The sequence below is a fragment of the Rhizobium aethiopicum genome (assembly GCF_014197535.1).
GTDB classification, from domain to species: Bacteria; Pseudomonadota; Alphaproteobacteria; order Rhizobiales; family Rhizobiaceae; genus Rhizobium; species Rhizobium aethiopicum_A.
This window is the reverse complement of sequence record NZ_JACIFV010000001.1, coordinates 336067-359464: the sequence shown is the minus strand read 5'-3', so window position 1 is coordinate 359464 and position 23398 is coordinate 336067. Positions and strand designations below refer to the sequence as shown.

Annotated in this window: 23 protein-coding genes; 8 read left to right on the top strand and 15 right to left on the bottom strand. The window is 60.7% G+C overall.

Annotation, left to right across the window (positions count from 1 at the left end; translation table 11 throughout):
- Nucleotides 1-88: 88 nt before the first annotated feature.
- A complete protein-coding gene (locus tag GGD53_RS01875; protein WP_184453038.1) occupies nt 89-982 on the top strand; it encodes a carbohydrate ABC transporter permease in 894 nt (297 codons plus the stop codon).
- Nucleotides 982-1815, top strand: coding sequence for a carbohydrate ABC transporter permease (locus tag GGD53_RS01870; protein ID WP_184453036.1), 834 nt, complete (start codon nt 982-984; stop codon nt 1813-1815). Before GGD53_RS01875 ends, GGD53_RS01870 begins: the two co-directional genes overlap by 1 nt.
- 27 nt (nt 1816-1842) lie before the next feature.
- Here the strand turns inward: GGD53_RS01870 and GGD53_RS01865 are convergent, their stop codons facing one another.
- From GGD53_RS01865 to GGD53_RS01850, 4 genes are read right to left on the bottom strand one after another with little or no spacing between them, the layout of a single operon-like run.
- Nucleotides 1843-3087 carry an O-antigen ligase family protein gene (locus GGD53_RS01865; protein WP_184453034.1) on the bottom strand — a complete coding sequence of 415 codons (1245 nt, stop codon included), beginning with the start codon at nt 3085-3087 and terminating at the stop codon, nt 1843-1845.
- Entirely contained in the window at nt 3084-4646 is a 1563-nt protein-coding gene (locus tag GGD53_RS01860; protein WP_184453032.1) for an undecaprenyl-phosphate glucose phosphotransferase, read from the bottom strand. Before GGD53_RS01860 ends, GGD53_RS01865 begins: the two co-directional genes overlap by 4 nt.
- Before the next feature lie 56 nt (nt 4647-4702).
- Entirely contained in the window at nt 4703-5872 is a 1170-nt protein-coding gene (locus GGD53_RS01855; RefSeq protein WP_184453030.1) for a glycosyltransferase, read from the bottom strand.
- 3 nt (nt 5873-5875) lie between these two features.
- The gene (locus GGD53_RS01850; RefSeq protein ID WP_085777743.1) at nt 5876-6451 is read right to left on the bottom strand and encodes a polysaccharide biosynthesis/export family protein; all 576 of its coding nucleotides are present in this window, start codon (nt 6449-6451) and stop codon (nt 5876-5878) included.
- Between the two features lie 188 nt (nt 6452-6639).
- On the opposite strand from GGD53_RS01850, the gene GGD53_RS01845 reads away from it, so the two are divergent.
- Entirely contained in the window at nt 6640-8811 is a 2172-nt protein-coding gene (locus GGD53_RS01845) for a GumC family protein (RefSeq protein ID WP_184453028.1), read from the top strand.
- A 61-nt stretch (nt 8812-8872) separates the two neighbouring features.
- Here GGD53_RS01845 and GGD53_RS01840 read toward each other — a convergent pair whose 3' ends face one another.
- Nucleotides 8873-10114 carry a GNAT family N-acetyltransferase gene (locus GGD53_RS01840; protein WP_184453026.1) on the bottom strand — a complete coding sequence of 414 codons (1242 nt, stop codon included), beginning with the start codon at nt 10112-10114 and terminating at the stop codon, nt 8873-8875.
- Nucleotides 10115-10232: 118 nt separating this feature from the next.
- Nucleotides 10233-10442, bottom strand: a complete 210-nt coding sequence (locus tag GGD53_RS01835; protein WP_003573983.1) for a DUF2842 domain-containing protein — start codon at nt 10440-10442, stop codon at nt 10233-10235.
- 115 nt (nt 10443-10557) lie between these two features.
- On the opposite strand from GGD53_RS01835, the gene GGD53_RS01830 reads away from it, so the two are divergent.
- Nucleotides 10558-11661, top strand: coding sequence for a COX15/CtaA family protein (locus GGD53_RS01830; protein WP_184453024.1), 1104 nt, complete (start codon nt 10558-10560; stop codon nt 11659-11661).
- Nucleotides 11662-11681: 20 nt separating this feature from the next.
- Here GGD53_RS01830 and GGD53_RS01825 read toward each other — a convergent pair whose 3' ends face one another.
- The 7 genes from GGD53_RS01825 to GGD53_RS01795 form a co-directional block, all read right to left on the bottom strand.
- Nucleotides 11682-12473 (bottom strand): sulfite exporter TauE/SafE family protein, encoded by a 792-nt coding sequence (locus tag GGD53_RS01825; protein WP_184453022.1) that lies wholly within the window; start codon nt 12471-12473, stop codon nt 11682-11684.
- A 4-nt stretch (nt 12474-12477) separates the two neighbouring features.
- Complete coding sequence (argC, locus tag GGD53_RS01820) at nt 12478-13410, bottom strand: N-acetyl-gamma-glutamyl-phosphate reductase (RefSeq protein ID WP_184453020.1); 933 nt, start codon at nt 13408-13410, stop codon at nt 12478-12480.
- A gap of 61 nt (nt 13411-13471) precedes the next feature.
- On the bottom strand, nt 13472-14434 hold the full coding sequence (gene speB, locus GGD53_RS01815) for an agmatinase (protein WP_184453018.1): 963 nt from the start codon (nt 14432-14434) through the stop codon (nt 13472-13474).
- Nucleotides 14435-14669: 235 nt separating this feature from the next.
- The gene (gene cml, locus GGD53_RS01810; RefSeq protein WP_184453016.1) at nt 14670-15860 is read right to left on the bottom strand and encodes a CmlA/FloR family chloramphenicol efflux MFS transporter; all 1191 of its coding nucleotides are present in this window, start codon (nt 15858-15860) and stop codon (nt 14670-14672) included.
- A gap of 308 nt (nt 15861-16168) precedes the next feature.
- On the bottom strand, nt 16169-16636 hold the full coding sequence (gene rpsI / locus GGD53_RS01805; protein ID WP_047616469.1) for a 30S ribosomal protein S9: 468 nt from the start codon (nt 16634-16636) through the stop codon (nt 16169-16171).
- 2 nt (nt 16637-16638) lie between these two features.
- A complete protein-coding gene (gene rplM / locus GGD53_RS01800; protein WP_012483399.1) occupies nt 16639-17103 on the bottom strand; it encodes a 50S ribosomal protein L13 in 465 nt (154 codons plus the stop codon).
- Between the two features lie 292 nt (nt 17104-17395).
- Nucleotides 17396-18295 (bottom strand): LysR family transcriptional regulator, encoded by a 900-nt coding sequence (locus GGD53_RS01795; RefSeq protein WP_184453014.1) that lies wholly within the window; start codon nt 18293-18295, stop codon nt 17396-17398.
- Nucleotides 18296-18367: 72 nt separating this feature from the next.
- Here GGD53_RS01795 and GGD53_RS01790 point away from each other — a divergent pair, with 72 nt between their 5' ends.
- Nucleotides 18368-18598: a DUF1127 domain-containing protein gene (locus tag GGD53_RS01790; RefSeq protein WP_184453012.1), complete on the top strand. Its 231-nt coding sequence runs from the start codon at nt 18368-18370 to the stop codon at nt 18596-18598.
- Nucleotides 18599-18680: 82 nt separating this feature from the next.
- Nucleotides 18681-19508, top strand: a complete 828-nt coding sequence (locus tag GGD53_RS01785; RefSeq protein ID WP_184453010.1) for an enoyl-CoA hydratase — start codon at nt 18681-18683, stop codon at nt 19506-19508.
- Here GGD53_RS01785 and GGD53_RS01780 read toward each other — a convergent pair whose 3' ends face one another.
- A complete protein-coding gene (locus GGD53_RS01780) occupies nt 19509-20345 on the bottom strand; it encodes an EamA family transporter (RefSeq protein ID WP_184453008.1) in 837 nt (278 codons plus the stop codon).
- 472 nt (nt 20346-20817) lie between these two features.
- A complete protein-coding gene (locus tag GGD53_RS01775; protein WP_184453006.1) occupies nt 20818-21141 on the bottom strand; it encodes a hypothetical protein in 324 nt (107 codons plus the stop codon).
- Nucleotides 21142-21257: 116 nt separating this feature from the next.
- Here GGD53_RS01775 and GGD53_RS01770 point away from each other — a divergent pair, with 116 nt between their 5' ends.
- Together GGD53_RS01770 and GGD53_RS01765 are read left to right on the top strand one after the other, a co-directional pair.
- Nucleotides 21258-21686 carry a CoA-binding protein gene (locus GGD53_RS01770; RefSeq protein WP_184453004.1) on the top strand — a complete coding sequence of 143 codons (429 nt, stop codon included), beginning with the start codon at nt 21258-21260 and terminating at the stop codon, nt 21684-21686.
- Nucleotides 21687-21805: 119 nt separating this feature from the next.
- On the top strand, nt 21806-23089 hold the full coding sequence (locus GGD53_RS01765; RefSeq protein ID WP_184453002.1) for an O-acetylhomoserine aminocarboxypropyltransferase: 1284 nt from the start codon (nt 21806-21808) through the stop codon (nt 23087-23089).
- The last annotated feature ends 309 nt before the right edge of the window (nt 23090-23398 follow it).

Here is a 23398-nt window from a genome sequence, read left to right as displayed (position 1 = left end):
GTCTCGTCGACATCATCTCAAGAAAATCAGCACCGCGTCTCAGGCTTGCTGCACGACGACGATAGCTTTGGCTTCATGGAGTACCGGAATGAAGCGCTCCCCACTTGATGGCTCCGAACATACCAATTGGATCTATCTATTCCCCGGATTGCTGCTATACGCGGCCTTTGTTTTCGGGCCGATTGTCGCGGCTTTGGGGTTGAGCCTGACCAGTTGGGACGGCTTGACCGTGCCCAAGTGGGTTGGCTTCGGCAATTACGTCGATCTCTTTTCCGATGATCGTTTTTACATCGCCTTGCGCAACAATGCCGAGCTGATGATTTTTTACTGCGTCCTACCGCTCGGGCTTGGCATAGGTCTTGCCGCCTGCGTCTGGAATCTGAAGCAACGGGAACAGCTCGCCCTGCGGACATTCCTGTTCCTCCCATATATCATGCCGACTGCCGTGTTGGGCATCATCTGGGCATGGCTCTACAATCCTGCATTCGGCCCGTTCAACCAGTTTCTGAGAGCGGTGGGCTTGGGCATGTTCGCACTCCCTTGGCTGGGAGATTTCAACTTCGTGCTTCCCGCCGTCGGGATCGTTGCGACCTGGTATTTCTTCGGTTTTTGCATGGTGATCTTCCTCACGGGAATTCAGCGCATCGATCCCTCGCTCTTTGATGCTGCGAAAGTCGATGGCGCTTCGGCGCGAAAGACATTTTTCTGGATAACGCTGCCGCTTCTCATGCCGGAGATCAGGGTGGTTTTGCTGCTGACGGTCATCGCGTCGATCAAAAGTTTCGACCTGATTTTTACAATGACCCGCGGCGGGCCCGCCAACGCCACGCTCGTGCCGAACATCTACATGTATCAGCTCGGTTTCGAGCTCAATCGGTTCGGCGCGGCAGCGGCCATCGCCATTGTCGGCGCGGCCCTGACATTCATCATCAACTATGCAATTCACCGGTTTGTCGGCTCGCAGAACAAAGGGGTGGCGTGATGAGGCGTTCGTCCAATATCCCCGTTACCACGGTCCCTCTTCGCATTCTCCTCTGGCTTCTCGCATTCGTCACGATCACGCCATTCCTGCTTCTGCTGCTGACGTCAATAAAGAGCAAGGCCGACGTCCTGAAGGGTGCGTTCGCCTTGCCGGCATATCCGCACTTCGAAAATTACCTTGATGCCTGGAATGCCGGGCATTTCAACATTTACTTCTGGAATTCGATTATTGTCGTCATACCCGTTGTCGCCGCGAGCGTCTTTCTGGGCCTGCTGACGGGTTTCGCCTTCGCTTTTCTGTCTTTCCCGCTCAGGCGTATGCTGTTTGCCATCCTGACGCTCGGCATGATGGTGCCGGCAGAGGCTTTCATCATCCCGCTTTATTATGAAATGCGGTATCTGGGGTGGATCAATACCTATGCCGCCGTGATCGTGCCGCAGATCGCGATGTCGATCCCATTCTCGACGATCTTCCTCGCCAGCGCGATGCAGCAATTGCCCGAAGAGATTCTCGAAGCGGCGGTCCTCGACGGCGCCGGGCGCTTCTATATCCTTCGCAAGATCGTCGTACCCCTGATGGTGCCGGCAATGTCGACGCTGGCGCTGTTCCTGTTCATCTGGACCTGGAATGAGTTTCTGATTCCCTTCATTCTGGTGAACGACGATGCCTATCGGACGCTGCCCCTCGGCATGCTGTTTTTCCAGGGGCGCTACACCGTCAACACGCCGGTTCTGACCGCCGGGGCGGTGATCGTCATTGCCCCGCTCATCCTGACCTATCTCATTTTCCAGCGGCGGTTCATCGCCGGCTTGACGGCCGGGACGACGAAATAGGCAGCCCAAGCCATCGGCGGCAAGGCTTCAAGCCGCTCCGACGAGATTTCGGCCGCGCCTGTGACGCGCTTCCAGCGCCGCGCAGCCCCAGACCGTGCCGAAGAGCAGATAGACATGCCGCCAGTGGTCGATGTCGATGACATTGCCGATCGCCGCATGGCCGAGAACGGAGATCCAGGCAATCATCAGGAAGGGTTGCCACGGCCGGTCGTGAAGCAGGTTCCGGAAACCCAGGATGAGCGTCCAAAGGAGCATTCCGACATAGCTGACGAAGCCGATCCAGCCATAGGAGGTGAGCGACTTCAGCCAGATATTATGCTCGTCCTCGGGAAACATCGTGCCGAACACGAGCGGACCGATGCCGAGCGGGCGCTCCATCATCATGGTAAAACCGATCCTGTGGCGCTCGAAGCGACCGAGATGTTCGCCGTCATACTGCTGCACGAGCTGGGCGCGTGTCGAAAACAACTCTGCGACCTTCGGAATCTGCAGCGCCACGAGCAGCGATGCGACCAGCATGATGATAGCCGCCAGTGACAGGATCAGCACGCGCAAGCGGAAGGCGCCGCTGCGCTCCTTCAGCAGCATGATGAAAATCAAGAGCACCACGCCGAGCGCAAAGAGACCCCAGGCGGCGCGGGAAAAGGAGAGAAAGATGCCGAGGGCAATCACGAGAAGGGCGGCTGCCTTCAATGGCGATTTCTTCAGATCGCCGACCAGAATGCCGTGGATGAGATGGAGCGACGGCGGCACCAGGAAGGGGCCGAAGACGTTCGGATCCTGGAACGCGCCTTTGGCGCGGTCATAGAGAGTGAACAGTTCCGAGCCCGGAAAGGCGTGGAAATAGCCGAGCACGCCAAGCGCCGACGTGACGACGGCAGCCAGGGTCCAGGCGTTGAAGATCAGCGGCAGCCGCTTATGGCTGTCCTCGATGATCGCCCCGTAGAAAACCGCGGTCAGCGCCAGGAAGATCGAGACGGCGATATACATCGGCGCCGTCGCAAGATCCTTCATCTGCGTCAGCGACAGCATGCCGCCGATATTGAAAGTGAGCAGCAGCGCAAGCAACGGCGCGACGCTGCGCGAAATCCTGAGACCAAGGATGAACCAGAGGCCGATCAGCCCCGCCATCCAGAGTTCATAGGGCGCCGGCTCATCGATGACGAAGCCGGAGAGGAAAACGCCGAAGGCGACGAAGGCCGAGCCGATCAGCCGCAGCGTTGTCCGCCGCGGCTGGGCGACACGCGAATATGTCGCCTCGATCGTGCTCAATAGGCATTTTCCGTGTTGAACAGCCGGACCGGAGTCAGGAATAGGATTTTGAGATCGAACCAGAGCGACCAGTTCTCGATATAATAGAGGTCGTAGGCCGTGCGGAACTTGATCTTCTCGTCATTGTCGACCTCGCCGCGCCAGCCGTTGATCTGCGCCCAACCGGTCACACCAGGCTTGACGCGATGGCGGGCGAAATAACCTTCGACGACATCAGCGAAGGCGCGGTCGCGCGCCTGGGCAAGAACCGCATGCGGACGCGGACCGACCAGCGAGAGGTCTCCCCGCAGCACGTTGAAAAGCTGCGGCAGCTCGTCGATCGAGGTCTTGCGGATGAACCTTCCGACACGGGTGACGCGCGGATCGCCCTTGGTCACCGCGGCCTTGCCTGAGGGGTCGGCCATATTGGTGTACATCGAGCGGAACTTGAAGACGTTGATGACTTCGTTGTTGAAGCCGTGACGCTTCTGCATGAAGAAGACAGGACCTTCCGAGGTCGCCTTGATGGCGATCGCGGTTGCAGCCATCAGCGGCCAGAGCAGCGCAAGCGCGACCAGGGTGAAGAAGATGTCGAAGCCGCGTTTGGCGACGGAGTCCCAGTCGCGGATAGGCACCTTGAAAATGTCGAGCATCGGCACAGCGCCGACATGCGAATAGGCGCGTGGCCGGAAGCGCAGCCGGTTGGCATGCGCCGCAAGCCGAATATCGACCGGCAGGATCCAGAGCTTCTTGAGGAGATCGAAGATGCGCGCCTCAGCCGAAAGCGGCAGGGCGATGATCAGCATGTCGATGCGCGTCAGCCGCACGAATTCGACGAGTTCCGCCACGGTGCCGAGCTTCGGGTAACCGGCGACCATGATCGGCGAGCGCTTCTCGCCGCGGTCGTCGAAGATGCCGCAAATCCGGATGTCGTTGTCGGCCTGCTGTTCGAGGATGCGAATCAGCTCCTTGGCCGGTTCGCCGCCGCCGACGATGACGGCGCGCCGCTCCATGATGCCGTTGCGCGCCCAGTTGCGGATGCCGTACGCGACGAGGAAACGCTCGGTCGCGAGAAAGAGCACGCCGGCGGCGAACCACGGGACATAGGCATCGACCATCGCCCATGTTGTGCCACGAATGAGCGCGAACAGGCCGATGGTCAGCACAAGCGCGATCGTCCAGGAGGCGAGAATGCGGGGCATCAGCCGCAGCTTCGCCCGGAGCGCGGGAATGGTGTACGTGTCGGCAAGCTGCAGGGCGACGACGGTCGCGGCTGAAGCGATCGCCGCCATGCCGACCCGCACCAGCAGAGGATCGCTGCCGTCGCCCGGCCAGAAGTAGTGGACGATCAGGGCAATCGAAAACAGTGCCAGGAATTCCAGCAGCCGCAATTGGCCGATTATAATGACGGGCGAACGGGTGCCGTCGCGGAACTGTTCGGCAATCTGCCGGGCATAGGGGTTGATTTCGATCGGTTCGGCGGAGTGCGCCTGACCTGCGTTGCGGTGCGCCTCGATCTCGGAAATTTGCTTGCGCAGCGCTTCCACGTCGAATTGATCGCTTTTTTCCAATTTGTTCATGGGGTTTTGTCGCTCGTTGTCAGCAAGCGAAATACCAGAAAGCCCCTAAGAAATATTTACGGGGTAACGAACACTGCTTGTTCGGCGGCGGGACCGACGAGCTCATGGTATAATTGCAGGACATCCCGCGCCATCACGGTCGAGGAAAACACGGCCTTTACTGCCTCATGCGACGGCATTGTTCTGGCGTGCCAGCCGGGCGTGCTGAGCGCTTCCGCCATGACGCGGGCGAGATCGTCGGAATTGCCGGGCTCGACAAGAGCCGGACTGTCCTTGCCGAGCACCTCGGGAATGCCGCCGACGCGGCTGGCGATGATCGTCTTGCCGGCCCCCAACCCTTCGAGCACGATATAGGGCATGGCTTCGGCGCGAGAGGGGACGACGAGATTTTGCGCCATGGCAAAGGCCTCGTGGATGCGCATTGCCGGCAACATGCCGATCCGTTTGCCGAGGCCGCGTTCGATCATCATCTCGCGGTAGCGATCGCGGTCAGGTCCGTCGCCGATCATCAGCGCCGAAAGCGGCCTGCCAAGCAGTCGCTCGGTCTTGGCGAAGGCATCGACAAACAGATCGGGACCCTTGAGGTCCCGAAGCATCCCGACATAGATGAAATGCACAGCATCCGACCGGGTGTGGATCGGCTCGAATTCACGCTCTCCGATGCCGTTATAGATCAGTTTCGTCTTCGTCCGCGGCATGCCCACCTTGCGGGCATAGGTGTCGCGCTCGTATTCACAGATGAAAACCAGCGCATCGGTGAAGTATTCCTGCAGGCGCTCCATCCTGAGGACGAACTGTCCTGTGAATGAGGAGCGCGAATAATGCAGGCTTCCGCCATGCGCGGTATAGAGGCGGGCTACGCGATACCTGTTCACCCGCAGGGCTGAGCCGGCAAGTCGCGCGAGCACGCCGCCCTTGGCGCCGTGCCCGTGCAGCACGTCCGGCCGCAAACTTTTAATCTTCTTGTACGTATCCCACATCGTCGCGATATCGGAGGGGCTGACCGAGCGGCGGATCGGCACGCGCGTCAGGCCGAGAGACAGATATGGACGGATATCATCGAACAATCTGTCCTCGTGCTCGCCGCCGGTCGAGCTGTCGCAGAGAATGCCGATGTGATGACCGGCCTTGCTATGTTCCTCAACCAGATCGCGGACATGGCGGAAAATCCCGCCGACCGGCGATCTGAAGCAGTGCAGAATGCGGAGCGGCCTCTCTCTTGCCATTGCTCAAAAGAGCCGTTCGCGAACGTAGATCGTGTCGCCGGCGATGATCGGGCCGGATATGTTGATGCGGCCGGTCAGCACCTGTCCGTTTATCTTGCGGGTGACGTCGACCATGCTCTGATTGGCGCGACTGGAGAAGCCGCCGGCAACCGCGATGGCGTTCTGCACGGTCATGCCCGGAACATAGGCATATTGGCCGGGTTGGCCGACTTCGCCCATGATGAAAATCGAGCGGTAGCGGTCGACGTCGATGGTGACATCGGGATCGCGAAGATAGCCCTGCTGCAGTTTCTGAGCGATCTGCCCTGAAAGTTGCTGCAGGGTTCGGCCGCGGGCAGGGACCTGACCGATAAGGGGGAAGGCGATATAACCGGCCTGATCGACGGTGTAGGTATTGGTCAGGCTCTGCTGGTCGAACACGGTGATGCGCAGCCGGTCTCCGCTATCAAGCGTATAGGGCTGGATGGTCGCCTCGTTGAAGGCTTTCGGAGCCGGCTTATACGTCGTGCAGCCGCCCAATGCTGCCGTTATGGCTGCAAGGCTCAGGGCCAAAAGGATTTTGGGCGGGGCGACAGACATCCGCTTGTGCTCACAGAAAATGAACTTGGTGCAGCTGTTATCGATCCGTTAGGGTTAATGCCCGGTAAAAGGCACATGGCAATTCCCCAATTCTTTGCCGATCTCCTCTATTTCTTGGCGAGATCGAATTAACCGTTGCGTTACCATGGTCGTTTACGCTTGCGGCACCTTTGTTGTGGAGTAAGAGCATGTCCGGCGTAGTGCGTGATCAGGATGTGGATATCGACCTCGGCCAGTTGGTTCGCGCCGTCTGGGCGCGCCGGCTCAGGATTCTGACGATCACGCTCGCGGCAGCCGGCGTCGCCTTTGCCGGCGCCAAGATCATCTCGCCGCAATATCGCAGCGAAACACGCATCCTCATTGAACCGCGCGCGCCAGCCTTCGCCAGCACCCAGCAGGCGAACGAAGCTGGCGGGCCGCTGATGGACGAGCTGAACATCGCGAGCCAAGTGCAACTCCTGCAATCGGCCGATCTCCTCAAGAAGGTGATCAACGACCTGAAGCTCTACAATCTGCCGGAATTCGACGATGCCGCCAACGGCTCGGCGATGAGCAGCATCCTGGTGAAGCTGCATCTGAAGAAGAACCCGATGGAGAATCCGCCGGAAGAACGGGTAATCGACGCTTTCGTCGAGCGGCTGCAGGTCTATCAGGTGCCGGGTTCGCGCGTCATCGGCATCAATTTCACGTCGAAGGATCCGAAGCTCGCAGCCGCCATCCCGAACGCTATGGCGAATGTCTACCTTTCCACCCAGAGCGGCGCCAAGCTCGCCTCCAATTCGGAAGCGACGCGCTGGCTTGAGCCGGAGATCGAAAACCTGCGGCAGAAGGTCGGCGAGGCCGAGAAGAAGGTGGCGGAATATCGCACCAACCACGGTCTGCTGCAAACGAACGGCACGACCACATTCCCCGCCCAGCAGCTTAATGACATCTCCGCAGAACTCACCCGCGTGCGGGGCGACAAGGCCAATGCCGAGGCGAGGGCGCAGGCGGTGCGCAATGCGCTGTCATCGGGTGAAGCCTCCGATACGTTGCCTGACATCATGTCTTCCCAGGCGATCCAGCGGCTGAAGGCGACGGAATCGGGCCTGCAGTCGCAAATATCAGATCTGCAGACCAGCCTTCTCAACAGTCATCCCCGGCTGAAGAGCCTGCGCGCCCAGCTCTCCGATATTCGCGGCCAAATCCGTCAAGAGACGCAGAAGATTTTGGCAAGCATCGAAAACGAGGCGAAGGTTGCCGATCTCCGCGCAAGCGAGCTCGAGCGCCAAAAGGACGCGGTTCAGGCCAACAGCGCCCGTGCCGGCGAAGACGAGGTTGGCCTCAACGCGCTGGAGCGCGAGGCAAACGCTCAGCGCCAGCTGCTCGAAACCTATCTGGTACGTTACCGCGAGGCCGCCTCGCGCGCCGACAGCAATTCCAGCCCGGCGGACGCCCGTATCGTTTCTCGGGCCATCGAACCGGTCGATCCTTATTTCCCGAAGGTGGTGCCCATCGTTGTCGTCGCGGCCGTCGCGACGCTGATCCTGAGCGCCATCGTCACCATGCTCGCCGAACTCTTCAGCGGCCGGGCGCTTCGTGCCGTCGATGTGTCCCGTGACAGGTTCGAGGCGGAAACGGTCGCCGAAGACAAGAATGTGCCGCAGGCCGCCCCGGGTGTCGCTGCCGTCAGAAGGCCCGTCCAGCCGAGTATGCTCGCTGTTGTCACGGAGGATGACGGAAAGGACGTGATCGAAGAAACGGCGGCCGCCGAAGAGGCGCCGGAGGACGACAATGAATTTTCCATTGCCTCGGTTGCGGACTACCTCACGGGCAGCCGCGCGCCGCTGGCAATTGCCATATCCCCAACTGGTGACAATGGCTCGGCGGCGACGGTTGCGTTGGCGCGCATGCTCGCCGATGCCGGCCGCCGCGTCATTCTGATTGATATGACCGGCTCCGGTTATCCCACAGAACTGATGGCCGAGAACCTGATCGCGGCTGGCATCACCGACCTGCTGTGCGGCGAAGCCGCCTTCGGCGACACGATCCATGGCGATCGCCTTTCCGATGCTCATCTGATCCCGCAGGGTCAGAGCGACGTGCGCCGCGCCATGCGCGGTGTCGACCGGCTGTCGCTGCTGCTCGATGCGCTCGCCGCCGCCTATGACCTGGTGGTGGTCGAATGCGGTGCGGCCGATGTTGCCGGCGTCTCGCGGCTGACGCGCAGCCGGGATGTCGAGATCGTCCTCTCCCTTCCGGAGATGGACGAGACTATCTTTGTGACCTTGATGACGGAATTCCAGACTGCGGGCTATGAGCGCGTCGTGCTGATGTCGGGCGGCGAAGGGGCCGAGCAGGCGCTCGGCCAGGCCGCCTGAAGATGTCGCGCAAAAGTGTGCAGCGGTTCTGCGAAGAACGACATACGCAAGACAAAGACGCTCAGCCGATCCGTGCGCGGATGTTCTGGGCGAATTTATAGAGCTTCGGGCGCGCCTTGATATGCGCCTTGCCCCGGGTAACGATCCGGTGTGCCGCGCCGGCGGCAAGGCCAAATGGTGAAACCGGCAGCACCACGTCGTAATGAGCGGTCTCGACCGGCGCCCAGGATCGTTTGTAGGTCTGATCGCCGAGGCCAAAATCGAATAGCGCGACGCCACTGCCGTGCAGTCCCGAAATGATTTGCCAATAGAGGAATTCGCCGGGGCTGGTATCGGGCACAAGATCTTCATCGATCGCCCCGAACTGGCAGATGACGTGATCGCCCTTGCGCGAAATGCCCGAGATCGCAGCGATCCGGTCCTTGTTCTCGCCCTTCAGCCGCAGCGCATGCATCTGCAGGCCGAAATACTGTCTTGCATCATCCCGCTTGTCGATGAGGCCGTGCAGGAAGATCTGCGTTTCCCGATCGGCGAAGACGTCGGGGAGGCCGAGGTCGGCGAAGCGGATACTCTTCAGGTGGAAGAAGATATCGAGCAGGCGGTGCTGTTCTTCCGATGTTTCCGGGATGACATATTCGACGCCGCCGGCCGCGTCCAGGCGCCTTGATTGAACGCGGAATTTCTTACGCCGGCTCTTGGCGTTGAGCTGCTTCAGCGTCTCCTCGAAATTGGAGAGGAACGGCAATTGATAGGCGTGGTTCTGGTTCTGCACCATCGGCAGTCCGGTGAGCGGGGTCTGCCGCCCGCGCCATTCCAGCGGAAGGTTTTGCAGCAGCAGCAGATCGGCATGGCCCTTCAAGACCTGCCGAAGCTGCCCCGCGAACTTCTCCGCGTCGATGCTGCCGCCGCTTTCGGCAAAATTGCCGGAGAACAGACCGGTATTGATATTGCTGTGGTCGGCCGCGATGAACTTGGCGACGGCCAATCCGCGGGACGTGACGATCTCGATCGGCAGAATGAAGGCCGTCTCCCCGGCATAAGTGCCCTTGAGGATCGCCAGCGGCCGCCGAAAGCCTTTGACCCAGGCGGCGCACCAATCATAGCTCTGATGAAGTGAGTGGAGATCGTCGGTCTCCAGAGCCCGCCAATCATCCTCCAGCGGCTGCATCGCGTCGAATACCGAGATGTCGATTTTTGCCATGGCAAGTTTCATGCTCACCTGGCGTAGGCGTGAAATCGCCATATCGGGCAGCGCGCCATCATCGGACGGCTGTTCATCAACATCGAGCTTTTGCGTCTGCACGGGAACTCTCCGGTCAAAATGCTGAACGGGAAGGTAGGTGTGCAGGACGTATATTTGGTTTAACCGCCGCCCATCGGCGAGGTTTTCCGCCGATCACGGTTATTCGGCCGTTAATGGCCTATTGCTGCCGCGGTCCGGCCATCCACTTGATGATCACCATTGCCGGCAATACCCAAAGCAGGCCGGTCAGCAGGAAGTAGAGCAGGTGCCCCCACCAGGGGGCGTTGCCGAGCGTCGCCACCGCGATCGTGTTCGCCACCAGCGCATAGACGAGCACAAGCACGATGATAAGGATCGTGCCGATGAATTTGCGGAGACGGACGGGCATTGTTTATCTCTTGTCTGAGGTAGCGCGGAGCGGCGCGACGGCATGCCGCAAAGCTTCGGGGCTTGTTTTGCATGAGCCGGTGAGGCAAATCAACTGCCGGATAGAAGGAGACATCATGGCCGTCGCGAACCCCACCATGGAACAGGCGATCCTGAGCGAAGTACGCAAGCAGCACCGCAACCGCCGCGCCTTGCGGCTATGGCTCGGCGTCGTGCTTTTGGCGCTCTTCTGTCTCGTGCTCGTCGGAGGGGCAACGCGGCTGACCAATTCCGGCTTGTCGATCACCGAGTGGAAGCCGATCCATGGCGTCATTCCGCCGCTGTCGGCCGTGGAATGGGAAGAGGAGTTCCGCCTCTACCAGCGCATTCCCGAATTTCAGCAATTGAACAGTTCCATGACCGTCGACGAGTTCAAGGGCATCTTCTGGTGGGAATGGGCGCACCGGCTGATCGCCCGTGGCATCGGCATGATCTTCGCGCTGCCGCTCCTTTATTTCTGGCTCACGGGGCGGATCGAGAAACGCCTGCGCTGGCCGCTGGTCGGCATCCTGGCGCTCGGCGGCCTGCAGGGTTTCATCGGCTGGTGGATGGTATCGTCAGGGCTGTCTGCCCGCACCGACGTCAGTCAGTACCGGCTGGCAACGCATCTCGTCATGGCCTGCCTGATCTTTGCCGGCTGCATGTGGATCATGCGCGGGCTGTCGCCGCACTCCAACGATCCGGCGCCGGCACGCAGTTCGCGCGGCTTCGCTGCGACAATCGCTGTTTTCGCGCTGTTCCAGATCTATCTCGGTGCCCTGGTGGCGGGACTCGACGCCGGTTTTTCCTACAATACCTGGCCACTGATGGATGGCGCCGTCATTCCCTCCGATCTGCTCATTCAGCAGCCCTTCTGGATCAATGCCTTCGAGAACCCGAAAACCGTGCAGTTCATCCATCGCATCGGCGCCTATACGCTCTTCGCGCTGACCTTGATCAACATGGTGATCGCCCTTCGCGCCGCACCCTGGACCACCCATGCCCGCCGCGCCGTCCTGCTTTTCGCGCTGGTGACCGCTCAGGCGGCAATCGGCATTGCCACGCTACTGATGCAGGTGCCGCTTCACTGGGGGCTGCTGCATCAGGCCGGCGCGCTTGTTGTATTTGGATTCGCCGTCGCCAACTGGCGCGGCTTTTATGGCGAATACCCGCACGAGACGATGATCACCGAGCGCGATTGAAGCGACAAGCCTTATTCGTTCTAACGCAGCACGCCGTCGAGCAGCGGCATGCCGATAATGGCAGCCGCCGCGATCAGCACGTAGCAGGCGATGCGGAAGGTCCGTTCCTCGGCAAGCCCGAACAGTTTCGAGCCGCCATAGAGACCGAGCGCATAACTCGGCAGGACGACGACGGTGAGCGCGAAGACGGCGGGCACGAACAGTCCGCCGATATAATAGCTGATGGCGCTGAACACCGACGAGATCGAGAAATACAGCACGACATTCGCTCTGACACGCGCGAAGTCGGTCTTGCCGCCGAGCCAATAGGCGACGACAGGCGGTCCGCCGAGCTGCGCGGCGCCGCTGAAAAGTCCGGCGATCAAGCCGACGCCGCTGCTGAGCGGCGCTGACGGCGCGCCGTGGTAGCGCCATCCCGATACGAGAAGCGCGAGCAGAGAGATGGCGATGATCGTGATGCTCCAGCGCAGCAGCGTCGGGTCGAGCAGCGCCAGCAGCGCCGTGCCGGCCGGGACGCCGAGCGCCGCACCCGCGGCCATGACGAAGACTTCGGATCGGTTGGCGTCGCGCCAGGCGGGTGGGATCATGCCCAGTGTGGCGATGCCGTCGATGACGAGCAGGATCGGCGAGACCAGCTTCGGCCCGACGATGGCGCCGCCGAGCGGGACGAAGATCAACGCTGCGCCGAAGCCGGAAAAGCCACGAGCTAGCCCGGCGATCAAGGCAAACGCCATCAGCGCATAAATGCCGTGGCCGGGTAGGGCGGCGGCAAACCACGCCTGCATGTCGGCGACAAGCCTATCCAGCATCATGGCCTCAGCTGGCGAGCATCAGGTCCATGTTCTGCACGGCAGCACCCGAAGCGCCCTTGCCGAGGTTGTCGAGCAGCGCCACCAGATTGACCTGGGAACCACCCGGCGTACCGAAGACGAAGAGCTTCATCGTGTCCTTGCCCTCGAGCTCGACGGCGTTGACGCGGGGGAGCGCCTTGCTTTCGGCGAGCGGCACGACGGTCACGATGTCCTGTCCGGCATAATGGGCAACCAGTGCCGCGTGAATGCTTTCCATCGTCGCGCCCTCGGCGAGATGGTCGAGATGCAGCGGCACCTGCACGATCATGCCCTGTGCGAATTTGCCGACCGACGGCGAGAAGATCGGGGCTCGGTCGAGCAAGCCGTGCACGGTCATTTCGGGCACATGTTTGTGTGTTAGCGGCAGGCCATAGAGGAAATGTGGCGCGGTGATCGCATCCGGATGATCCGGGTTTTCCATCTGCGCAATCATCTGCTTGCCGCCGCCGGTATAACCGGAGACCGCGTTAACCGCCACCGGATAGCCATCCGGCAGAATGCCGGCGGCGCGGAGCGGCCGGATGAGGCCGATCGCGCCCGTGGGATAACAGCCGGGGTTCGAGACAAAGCGGGCGGAAGCGATTTTCTCGGCCTGCTCCTTGTCCATTTCGGCAAAGCCGTAGGCCCAGCTGGGATTGACGCGAAATGCCGTGGAGGTGTCGATAACGCGGACGTTATTATTGGCCGAGACCATCTGAACCGCTTCCTTCGACGCGTCATCGGGCAGGCACAGGATGGCGATATCGGCGCCGTTCAGCATGTCCTCGCGCATGGCGGCATTGCGCCGCTCGGCCTCGGGAATGGACAGAAGCTCGACATCGCGGCGGCCGGCCATGCGCGTGCGGATCTGCAGACCCGTTGTGCCGTGTTCGCCATCGATGAAGATTTTCGGTGCCATGTTAGACCTGCGCTTTCAATGGGTTCTGAGGATTTCCGGATTCAATTCGAACGATGATAAATCAGCCTTGTGACACCGCAATGGCGCGTCGCTCGGCACGAAGGCCAAGCATATACATTGCCACCGTTGCCCCCGCAATGGCGGTGATATCGGCATGGTCGTAAGGCGGCGACACTTCGACCACGTCGGCGCCGCGGATATCGAGTTGGTGCAGACGCTGCAGCACCGAGAGGATCTTGGCGCTCGACGGTCCGCCGGCAACTGGCGTGCCGGTACCCGGCGCAAAGGCCGGATCCAGGCAATCGATATCGAAGGTGAGATAGGCGGGGGCGCCGCGCGTATGAGAGATGATTGCCGAGGCGATGTCGCCGGCATTCATGTCTTCGACCTGATGACCATAGAGAATATTGATGCCGCAATCCTCCGGCGCATGGGTGCGGATGCCGATCTGGATCGAGCGGTCAGGATCGATGATGCCCTCGCGCACGGCCCGCGCCACGAAGGAGCCGTGGTCGATACGCCGCTCTTCGTCGAACCAGGTGTCCTGGTGAGCGTCGAACTGCACGAGTGCAAGAGGCCCGTGTTTTGCCGCATGAGCTTTTAGCAGCGGCCATGTGAGGTAGTGATCGCCGCCGAGTGTCAGCAGAAAGGCGCCGCTGTCGAGGATCGCGTTTGCCTGGCGTTCGATGGCACCAGGTGTGTCCTGATGATTGCCGTAGTCGAGCAGGCAATCGCCATAGTCGATCACCGCCATGTCGGCAAACAGTTCGCGGTTGAAGGGATATTGCGCATCATTGTCGAATATCGCCGAGGCGCGCCGGATCGCCTGCGGGCCGAAGCGCGTGCCCGGCCTGTTCGATGTGGCGGCGTCGAAGGGGATGCCCCAGACGGCGACATCGACGCCGGTAAGCTCCTTGGTGAAGCGGCGGCGCATGAAGGACAGCGCGCCGGCAAAGGTGGGATCGCTGGCGGCCGAAGTGAGGGTGGTCGCCGTGAAGGCATGATCGATGGTCTTGTTCGCCAAGGGGGGCTCCTTCTCTGTGGGCGCTAACGTAGTCGCGTTCGATGTCACCCTATATTGCCTAGCCACCGGTCACGACCAAACCGCCTGATCGCGTCCGCCCGATCCTGCCCCGAAAGGAACGGATGTTTCCTTTCGGGGCAGGTAAGGGGTAGGCGAGGTGCGCCGAGATTTCAAGCGATGGCTCGCTTGACGACCGCTCTGCGTTTTAAGCTGCCGCCATTCCTCGGCAAATTCCTCAGACGGCCTTCCGCGCTAGCTGGCGCAATCCGGCCAGCGTTATCAGCGCTGCTGCGCCGGTATAGGCTGCGAGCGGCCAGGCCGTGTTCCCGTCGAGCAGAACCACGAACAATGTGCCTGCAACAGCGACCAGCAGGCCTTCGACGCAGAAGTAGAGCGCCACGGCTGTTCCCGCGGTATTGCCGAAAGCAGCAAGCGCACCATTGGCCGTGACGGCTGTCGCAAAGACAATGCCGATCGCGATGATCCACATCGGCAGGATGAGGCCGATAAGCGGTGCCTGCAGAAACATCTCTCCTGTGGCAAGCAATACCGCGCCGATAAGCAGCATCGCCATGCCTCTTGCGAGACTGCCTGCGACGCCCCAGCGTGTGACGAAGCGGCTGGCAAAGCGCGTTGTCACGATCATCACCAAGGCCACCGAGGCAAAGATGAAGCTGAAGGTGATGCCGGAAAAGCCGGCCCGATCGATCAGGATGCGGGGTGCGGTCGAGAAGAAGACGAAGAAGGCTCCCATCGCCGCGCTGAAGCCGGTCGTGTAGATCCAGAAGGGCAAGCTCGCGAGGATCGGGCGTATGGCGATGGTTGTCGCCGTCGTAGCGGGGCGGGTTTCATGCCACCGCATGCCGGCATTGAGAATGGCGACGATCGACAGCAGGCCGATGACGAGAAAGATGGCTCGCCAGCCATAGTGGTCGGCAATCACCGCGCCGACGATTGGCCCGAACGCAGGCACAAGCGATAGCAGGGAACCGAGCAGGCTATAGATCACGCTGCTTTCCGGCCGTTCGGCGTAGACGTCGCGCACTGTTGCGAAGGTGGCGACAAGAGCCGCTGAGGCGCCGATCGCCTGCAACAATCGCAAGGCCACGAAGAGGAGTGCGGATGAGGCCCCGGCAAGCAGAAGGGAGGCAAGGGCAAAGAGTGCCGCACCAGCGAGAAGAACGGGCCGTCGCCCGACGATATCGGAGACCGGACCAAAGACAATCTGGCCGACGCCGAGCACAAGCATGTAGAGGCTGAGGGTCAACTGGATGACTTCAGGCGAAGTGCCGAGCGCCTGGGGCATCGTCGGCACGACCGGGAGATAGATGTCCATGGCAAGCGACGCCAGGATGTCGAAAGGAGCCATCAGCAACAAGCTTGCCGGCAAGGAATAATTCCACGACGGAATTTTCGGATAAGACATGGGTAAGATCCGCTCAAATGATTTTCATTCGGCGGCGATCTGTCTTTCATCAGTATCGGATTTGCTGGGACAGATGCCGCAACAACAGCGCAAAGTTGTTGCGGCTTAGTTGTCTGCGGACTTGGTTGTTCCCATGATGCGACCTTGATTGGGGCTCCGCTCGTTCGCGAAGCGTTTGGTCGAATTTCTACCAGCAGAACCGGAGTGCGGCAATGGCGACCGGCGAGGCGATGCCGGGATTCATCGAATGCCCAAACAAAAAGGCCGGGTTTCCCCGGCCTTCGTAAATTCCCGTCTGTCCGAAGCGATTAACGCTTGGAGAACTGGAACGAGCGGCGGGCCTTCGCCTTGCCGTACTTCTTGCGTTCGACGACGCGGCTGTCGCGGGTCAGGAAGCCGCCCTTCTTCAGCACCGAGCGCAGGCCCGGTTCGAAGTAGGTCAGCGCCTTGGACAGTCCGTGGCGAACAGCACCGGCCTGGCCGGAGAGGCCGCCGCCGGCAACGGTTGCGACGATGTCGAACTGGCCGTCACGGGCAGCCGCGACGATCGGCTGGCGCAGGATCATCTGCAGCACCGGACGGGCGAAATATTCCGCGAATTCCTTGCCGTTGATGATGATCTTGCCGGAGCCCGGCTTGACCCAGACTCGGGCGACGGCGTTCTTGCGCTTGCCGGTGGCGTAGGAGCGGCCGAGCGAATCGACCTTGCGGACGTGGGCCGGAGCAGCAGCTTCGGAAGCCGTGCCGAGATCCTTCAGGGAGGAGAGGTCAGCCATGATCAGGCGCTCCTTACGTTCTTTTTGTTGAGCGCGGCAACGTCGAGGGCGACCGGCTGCTGGGCTTCATGGGGATGGTTGGAGCCGGCGTAGACGCGCAGGTTCTTCATCTGGCGACGGCCGAGCGGGCCGCGCGGAACCATGCGTTCGACGGCCTTTTCGAGGACGCGCTCGGGGAAGCGGCCTTCGATGATCTGGCGTGCGGTGCGTTCCTTGATGCCGCCGGCATAGCCGGTGTGCCAGTAGTAGACCTTGTCGGAATACTTCTTGCCGGTGAAAACGACCTTGTCGGCATTGATGACGATGACGTTGTCGCCGTCGTCAACGTGGGGCGTGAAGGTTGCCTTATGCTTGCCGCGCAGGCGCATAGCAATGATGGAAGCGAGACGGCCAACGACCAGCCCTTCGGCGTCGATGATCACCCACTTCTTCTCCACCTCTGCAGGCTTCTGTGAGAAGGTTGCCATAGTGAATACTCTCTTTTAGGACCCTTGGCCCGAGGGCTTTAAGGGCGTTTCTTGTTGCTTGGATTGGCAAGCGCGAACCTGCCAAAAAGAAAGCAGCCCGGACAGGCTGCGTTCTGGCGCGGTGTATAAAGGCAATGTGACACAGGGTCAATATCGGCCTTCGCGACGATCGGAAAAAAGAACAAATGAAAACAAGTGGTTAGCTGTGTGGTGTTGTGATACCTCACATTCGGGCTGAATATTTGCCCCGTTTAATGTTTTTAGCGTTGCCCGTCTGGGATCGAAACCATCGCTAATCCTCAAAGGCACGCAGGCATTTTATCATTTCACGAAGGCCGCGTGTCAGATGTTTGTCCCGGCGAAGAACGATGCCCAGGCGGCGTGTCAGCTTCGGCCGCAGCGACGATGTCGTCAGGAGACCGGCGCGGTCGCGTTTCACCGCCAGCCCCGGCAGGATTGACCAGCCGAGTCCGACGGCCACCAGTTCCTTGATCGCCTCGATACTGCCGAACTCCATCGCCGGTCGGATCCTCGTATCCGGGGCGGCCAGCCAGGCGTCGATTGCCCGCCTCGTATTGCCGCCCTCGTAAAGCAGCAGCGTCCTGTCGCGCATGAAGGCGGCGTCCGGCCCACCCTTGGGCACCGGGCTGCCCGCAGGGGCGACAGCCAGCAATTCCTCCTCGTAAAAGGGTTCGATCTCGAAGTTCCGTCCCGATGCCGGCAGGGCCACGACGGCGATGTCGAGACTGTTGGCTTCCAGATTGCGCAGAATATCGTCGGCATTGCCGATCGAGACGGTGATTTCGAGGCCGGGCATGGACTGCCGGGCGGCGGCGATGGCGCGGGGAAGCAGATGGATCGATGCCGTGCCGCCGCTGCCGATGCGCACCCGGCCGCTGGAGCTATCCCGGTGGGGCATCATCGCTTCTTCCGCCGCGGCTGCCTGCTGAAGCAGACGCCTTGCATGCGAAAGCAGGTCGATGCCCGCCGCGGTCGGTTGCGCCTGCCGCCCGACGCGCTCGATCAGCCTGACGCCGAGCCGCTGTTCGAGCCCCTTGATCTGCAGGCTGACGGCCGGCTGCGTCACGCCTTCCTTGTCGGCCGCAGCCGTAAAGCTCCCGAGGTCGGTGACATTGATGAAGGTTGCGAGCTGATCGAGATTGAGGAGCATGCCAAAGAAATCCTTATGCATATGATAATATCCATAAGCTTCTTTCGCTGCGCCTTCCAGCGCATCTTTCGTCCATCAGGAAAGGATGAAGAGATGACCGTGGAATTCGACGAAAGCTTAGAGATACCGCTCAGCGCCCTTCGGCTGAAACGCCGCGAGACGGCGCGCTGGGGCAGGCGGCTGCTGGCGGCCATCGAGTGCCGGCTCGAAAAGCGTCGCAGCCGCCGCAAGCTTTCGGAACTCACCGTTGACGAGCTTCGCGATATCGGTCTGACCCCTGCGCAGGCGAGGGCAGAGAGATCGAAATCATGGTTCTGGTTTTGACCGCGACGGCGGATCCTGCTCGAAATTGGCGGCGCCTTGTGGCAGAACGGATGTGTGGAAATCGAGCGCAGGGAGCAGCATCATGGCCGAAATCGTATCCTTCCGAAAGGAAACGGACGGGACGGATGGATTGTTGCTCCGCTCGTTGCGCGACGGCGTGCTGCGGCTCGTGCTTAACGACCCGCCGGCCAATGTGCTTTCGATCGCGCTTCTCGAAGCGCTGATGGCTGAGCTCGAAAAGGCGGAGGCGGATTTGGATGTGCGCGTCGTCGTCATCGCCTCCACCGGCGTCGTCTTTTCCGCCGGCCATGACCTCAAGGAACTCACGGCCCATCGCGTCGACGAAGATCAGGGCGCCGCTTTCTTCGAGAAAAGCTTCCGGCTTTGCGCCGATTTGATGCTGAAGATCGCGCATCTGCCAAAACCTGTCATCGCCGAGGTCGATGGGCTTGCAACGGCTGCGGGCTGTCAACTCGTCGCCTCGTGCGATCTGGCGATCTGCACCGACACTTCGACGTTCTGCACGCCGGGCGTCAATATCGGCCTGTTCTGTTCGACGCCGATGGTGGCCGTTTCCCGTGCCGCGCACCGCAAGCAGGCGATGGAGATGCTCTTGACCGGCGAGACGATCGATGCCTCGACCGCCAAGGATTTCGGCCTCGTCAACCGCATCGTGCCGAAGCAATATCTGGCACAGGTCGTTTCCAAATATGCCGCCGTGATTGCCGGCAAATCGCCGCTGATCCTGAAAATCGGCAAGGAAGCGTTTTATCGGCAGCTCGAACTGCCAGTGGAGGCGGCCTATGACTATGCCGCCAGGGTGATGGTGGAAAACATGCTGACTCAGGACGCGCAGGAAGGGATCGGCGCCTTTCTCGGCAAGCGTAAGCCGGAATGGAAGGGCGAATGATCAGGCGAGTTTCAGAACCAGCACGCCGATCGCGATGACGACCCCGGCGACGTAACGCCAGATGCCGGCTTTTTCCTTGAAGACGGCAACGGAAAGCACCAGCGCAAAGAGGATCGAAGTTTCCCGCAGTGCGGCAACGGTCGCCACCGGCGCCTTTGTCATCGCCCAAAGTGCCAGTCCATAGGATGCAATCGATCCCGCGCCGCCGATCAGGCCGCGCCACCAGTTGCGGCGAACGTGATGCAGCACCATCAAGCTGCCGCGCTGCGACGCCGCCCAGGCAAACAGCAGTATCGGCGGCAGCAGCGACATCCACAACGTATAGGAAACCGCATTGCCTGAAAGACGTGCGCCGATGCCGTCGACATAAGTGTAGCTGGCGATGACGAAAGCATTCGCAATGGAGAAGGCGACCGCATGGCCGCTGCTGCGCCGAGCTTCCAAGGCGAGCGTCAGGACGCCGGCTGAAATCGTCATGATCCCGGCAAGAGCGGCGCCGGAAAGATTTTCGCGCAGGACGACACCGCTTGTTGCGGCGACCAGCAACGGCGCGCAACCGCGCATCAGCGGATAGACGAGGCCGATATCACCGGCTCGGTAGGCGGCGGCAACCAGCTGGAAATAGGCGAACTGCAGGATGGCCGAGGCGCCGATGAACGGCCAGGCCGCGCTTTGCGGCAACGGCAGAAATGCCAGAAACGGCAACGCGGACACTGCGCCGCCGGCCGAAATCAACGCCGCATCCAGGGATTTATCGCTTCCCGCTTTGACGATCGCGTTCCATGTCGCATGCAGCAGCGCACCGAACAGAACGAGCAGGATGACGTCGAGAGGCAAGGGATAAATCCGGTGCTGCGGAGGAAGGCCAAGCGCCTCGCCTCGACGGGGCAGAATTCTGGAAAGACAACTGATATTTGCACGAAAATGCATTGCCGCGGTGCGGATGCGTTTTCGGGTTCAATATCATCCTTTCAGTATGCAAACAATGGCGGGGCCTGACGACAAGTTTTACGTGCGCGCGATATGCGTTCAATCCACGCGATCTCCTCAACTATGAGATGTTTCTAATGGACGAGAGAACGCATCGTGATCTTATGGGGAACCGAAGGAGAAAACGGCTGGGGGAAATCCGGAGCGGTTCTTTCTATGCTGCTGAAATACAGATATTATTCTATAACTTTGACATACACGAAAAAAGAAGCTTTAGATTGTATATTCTCGGAGAAATCGCAGCGCGCGATTGAACTCTAAGCCTGTTTGCAAGCGCGAAAGGCGAACGGTGCCTGCAGGGCGCGCGGCGGCGGCGACGTCAGAGCTGATGATGCGGAATGACGAGCATCCCGTCAAGGTTGTCTATGCTCTGGCAATTCAGAACCGGGCAGCGGGGATCATCCTTTGCCGGGATATGAGTCCATTCCGCATAATCGGTTGCGTCGCAATAATTGCTGTTGCGGACGTAGCGATCATAAAGCGGCAGCCCGCGGGGAGATTGGTAGCGGAAGATGACGGCGCCCTGATTGTGGATGGCCGCCCGCACGTTGGCGCAGCTCATGGTGAGCGGATTGTAGCGCGAGATCGCCGCTGCCGATGATGCGGCGAGCACAAGCATGACGGCAAGAGCAATTTTTCTCATTGAATCATCCTCAGGGCCATTCAACTCCTATATACGCAAAACACGTGCAGCCGGTTTTGCCGAAATGCAAAAAATGCCGGCGGGCTCAAAGGCATTCCCGGAATGGAGAAACGGAAATGGATCACGACGCCTACACGGATGATTATCTCGCCGGAATCCTGCAGTCGGTAAAGACCATCGCGCTGACCGGTGCCTCGCCCAATCCGGCCCGGCCGAGCAACGGCGTCATGGGCTATCTGCTGTCGCGCGGCTATGAGGTCATTCCCGTCAATCCGGGGCAGGCGGGCAAACAGATCCAGGGCCGCACCGTCTACGCCCGGCTTGCCGACGTTCCGGTGCCGATCGATATGGTCGATGTCTTTCGCGCTGCCGAATATCTCGATGGGGTCGTTGAGGAGGCGTTGGCGCTAAGGCCGTTGCCGAAGGTGATCTGGGCTCAGCTTGGCGTCCGCGACGATGCCGCGGCGGCAAAGGCGGAGGCTGCCGGCATTAAAGTGGTGATGAACCGCTGCCCGGCGATCGAATATCCTCGTCTCATTGCCTGAGCAGGGCTGCCCTGAGACGGATTTTCCACCGAACGCCAAAGGGTTGAAACGGATCGCGATTAACTTTCGTAGGCGACAAGCTATGATCCTGCCCCGTGAGCAACAATTCGGAGGGCGACATGGCCAAGAACGATCCTGGATTCAACACCTTGGCGGTCCACGCAGGCGCACAGCCCGACCCGGCGACCGGCGCACGGGTGACGCCGATCTACCAGACGACCGCTTTCGTCTTCAACGATTCCGATCACGCCGCCGCCCTCTTCGGCCTGCAGGCCTTCGGTAATATCTACACCCGCATCATGAACCCGACGCAGGCCGTGCTCGAGGAGCGCGTCGCCGCGCTGGAGGGCGGCACGGCGGCCCTTGCCGTCGCCTCCGGCCATGCGGCGCAGATGATCGTCTTCCACACCATCATGCGCCCGGGCGAAAATTTCATCGCCGCCCGCAAGCTCTATGGCGGCTCGATCAATCAGTTCGGCCATGCTTTCGAGAATTTCGGCTGGCAGGTGCGCTGGGCCGATTCCGCCGATCCGGCGAGCTTCGAAAGCCAGATCGACGACAAGACCCGCGGCATCTTTATCGAAAGCCTTGCCAATCCGGGCGGCACCTTCGTCGATATCGCCGCCATTGCCGACGTCGCGCATCGCTGCGGCCTGCCGCTGATCGTCGACAATACGATGGCAACACCCTATCTCATCCGTCCGATCGAGCACGGCGCCGATATCGTCGTGCACTCGCTGACGAAATTTCTCGGCGGCCACGGCAACTCCATGGGCGGCCTTGTCGTCGACGGCGGCACCTTCGACTGGTCGAAGTCAGGCAATTACCCGATGCTGTCGAGCCCGCGCCCGGAATATAACGGCATGGTTCTGCACGCGACTTTCGGCAATTTCGCCTTCGCGATCGCTGCCCGCGTGCTCGGCCTGCGCGACCTTGGCCCGGCGATTTCGCCCTTCAATGCCTTCCTGATCCTGACCGGCATCGAGACCCTGCCGCTCAGAATGCAGCGCCACAGCGACAATGCCACCGCCGTCGCCCGGTGGCTGAAGGCGCACAGCAAGATCGCCTGGGTGAATTATGCCGGTCTCGAAGACGATCCGAACCATGCCCTGCAGCAGCGTTATTCGCCGAAGGGCGCGGGCTCCGTCTTCACCTTCGGTGTCCGGGGCGGTTATGAGGCTGGCAAGACGCTGGTGGAAGGACTTGAGCTCTTCTCCCATCTTGCCAATGTCGGCGACACCCGCTCGCTCGTCATTCATCCGGCCTCGACAACGCATCGGCAGCTGAGCGACGAGCAGAAGATCGCCGCCGGTGCCGGAGCCGACGTAGTGCGCCTTTCCATCGGCATCGAGGACGTCAGGGACATCATCGCTGATCTTGAGCAGGCGCTCTCGAAGATCTGATTGTCCTTCGCAGCAGATGTCTGCAATTTCGCAGACTACGTTTGTCTAATGCAGCCATAGGATCAGCGTCCGATTCGAACAGACTCGGGCGTTAATTTCGTTTTGGAAGGGCGGAAAAATGCGAAAAAGTGGAGCAGTATACCCCTATACGTATCCCTCGGGAAAACAAAGGAGCCTTGCACCTGCGGCTTCTGTCCGTTGCGAAAACTCGACTGCAAGGGACAGAGCACCTTCGCCATCCTCTCGATTTTCGACAGTCTGAGCGGCTGCAATGCGGACGGCTCTCATTTCTTACGTTCTGATATCGAC

Coding starts and splice junctions, on each gene's coding strand:
- GGD53_RS01870 (WP_184453036.1), top strand. CDS start 982: ATGAGGCGTTCGTCCAATATCCCCGTTACCACGGTCCCTCTTCGCATT.
- GGD53_RS01770 (WP_184453004.1), top strand. CDS start 21,258: ATGGATCACGACGCCTACACGGATGATTATCTCGCCGGAATCCTGCAG.
- GGD53_RS01790 (WP_184453012.1), top strand. CDS start 18,368: ATGACCGTGGAATTCGACGAAAGCTTAGAGATACCGCTCAGCGCCCTT.
- GGD53_RS01785 (WP_184453010.1), top strand. CDS start 18,681: ATGGCCGAAATCGTATCCTTCCGAAAGGAAACGGACGGGACGGATGGA.
- GGD53_RS01825 (WP_184453022.1), bottom strand. CDS start 12,473: ATGATGCTGGATAGGCTTGTCGCCGACATGCAGGCGTGGTTTGCCGCC.
- GGD53_RS01855 (WP_184453030.1), bottom strand. CDS start 5,872: ATGGCAAGAGAGAGGCCGCTCCGCATTCTGCACTGCTTCAGATCGCCG.
- GGD53_RS01850 (WP_085777743.1), bottom strand. CDS start 6,451: ATGTCTGTCGCCCCGCCCAAAATCCTTTTGGCCCTGAGCCTTGCAGCC.
- GGD53_RS01875 (WP_184453038.1), top strand. CDS start 89: ATGAAGCGCTCCCCACTTGATGGCTCCGAACATACCAATTGGATCTAT.
- GGD53_RS01835 (WP_003573983.1), bottom strand. CDS start 10,442: ATGCCCGTCCGTCTCCGCAAATTCATCGGCACGATCCTTATCATCGTG.
- cml (WP_184453016.1), bottom strand. CDS start 15,860: ATGTCTTATCCGAAAATTCCGTCGTGGAATTATTCCTTGCCGGCAAGC.
- GGD53_RS01775 (WP_184453006.1), bottom strand. CDS start 21,141: ATGAGAAAAATTGCTCTTGCCGTCATGCTTGTGCTCGCCGCATCATCG.
- rpsI (WP_047616469.1), bottom strand. CDS start 16,636: ATGGCTGACCTCTCCTCCCTGAAGGATCTCGGCACGGCTTCCGAAGCT.
- rplM (WP_012483399.1), bottom strand. CDS start 17,103: ATGGCAACCTTCTCACAGAAGCCTGCAGAGGTGGAGAAGAAGTGGGTG.
- GGD53_RS01830 (WP_184453024.1), top strand. CDS start 10,558: ATGGCCGTCGCGAACCCCACCATGGAACAGGCGATCCTGAGCGAAGTA.
- GGD53_RS01860 (WP_184453032.1), bottom strand. CDS start 4,646: ATGAACAAATTGGAAAAAAGCGATCAATTCGACGTGGAAGCGCTGCGC.
- GGD53_RS01845 (WP_184453028.1), top strand. CDS start 6,640: ATGTCCGGCGTAGTGCGTGATCAGGATGTGGATATCGACCTCGGCCAG.
- argC (WP_184453020.1), bottom strand. CDS start 13,410: ATGGCACCGAAAATCTTCATCGATGGCGAACACGGCACAACGGGTCTG.
- GGD53_RS01795 (WP_184453014.1), bottom strand. CDS start 18,295: ATGCATAAGGATTTCTTTGGCATGCTCCTCAATCTCGATCAGCTCGCA.
- GGD53_RS01765 (WP_184453002.1), top strand. CDS start 21,806: ATGGCCAAGAACGATCCTGGATTCAACACCTTGGCGGTCCACGCAGGC.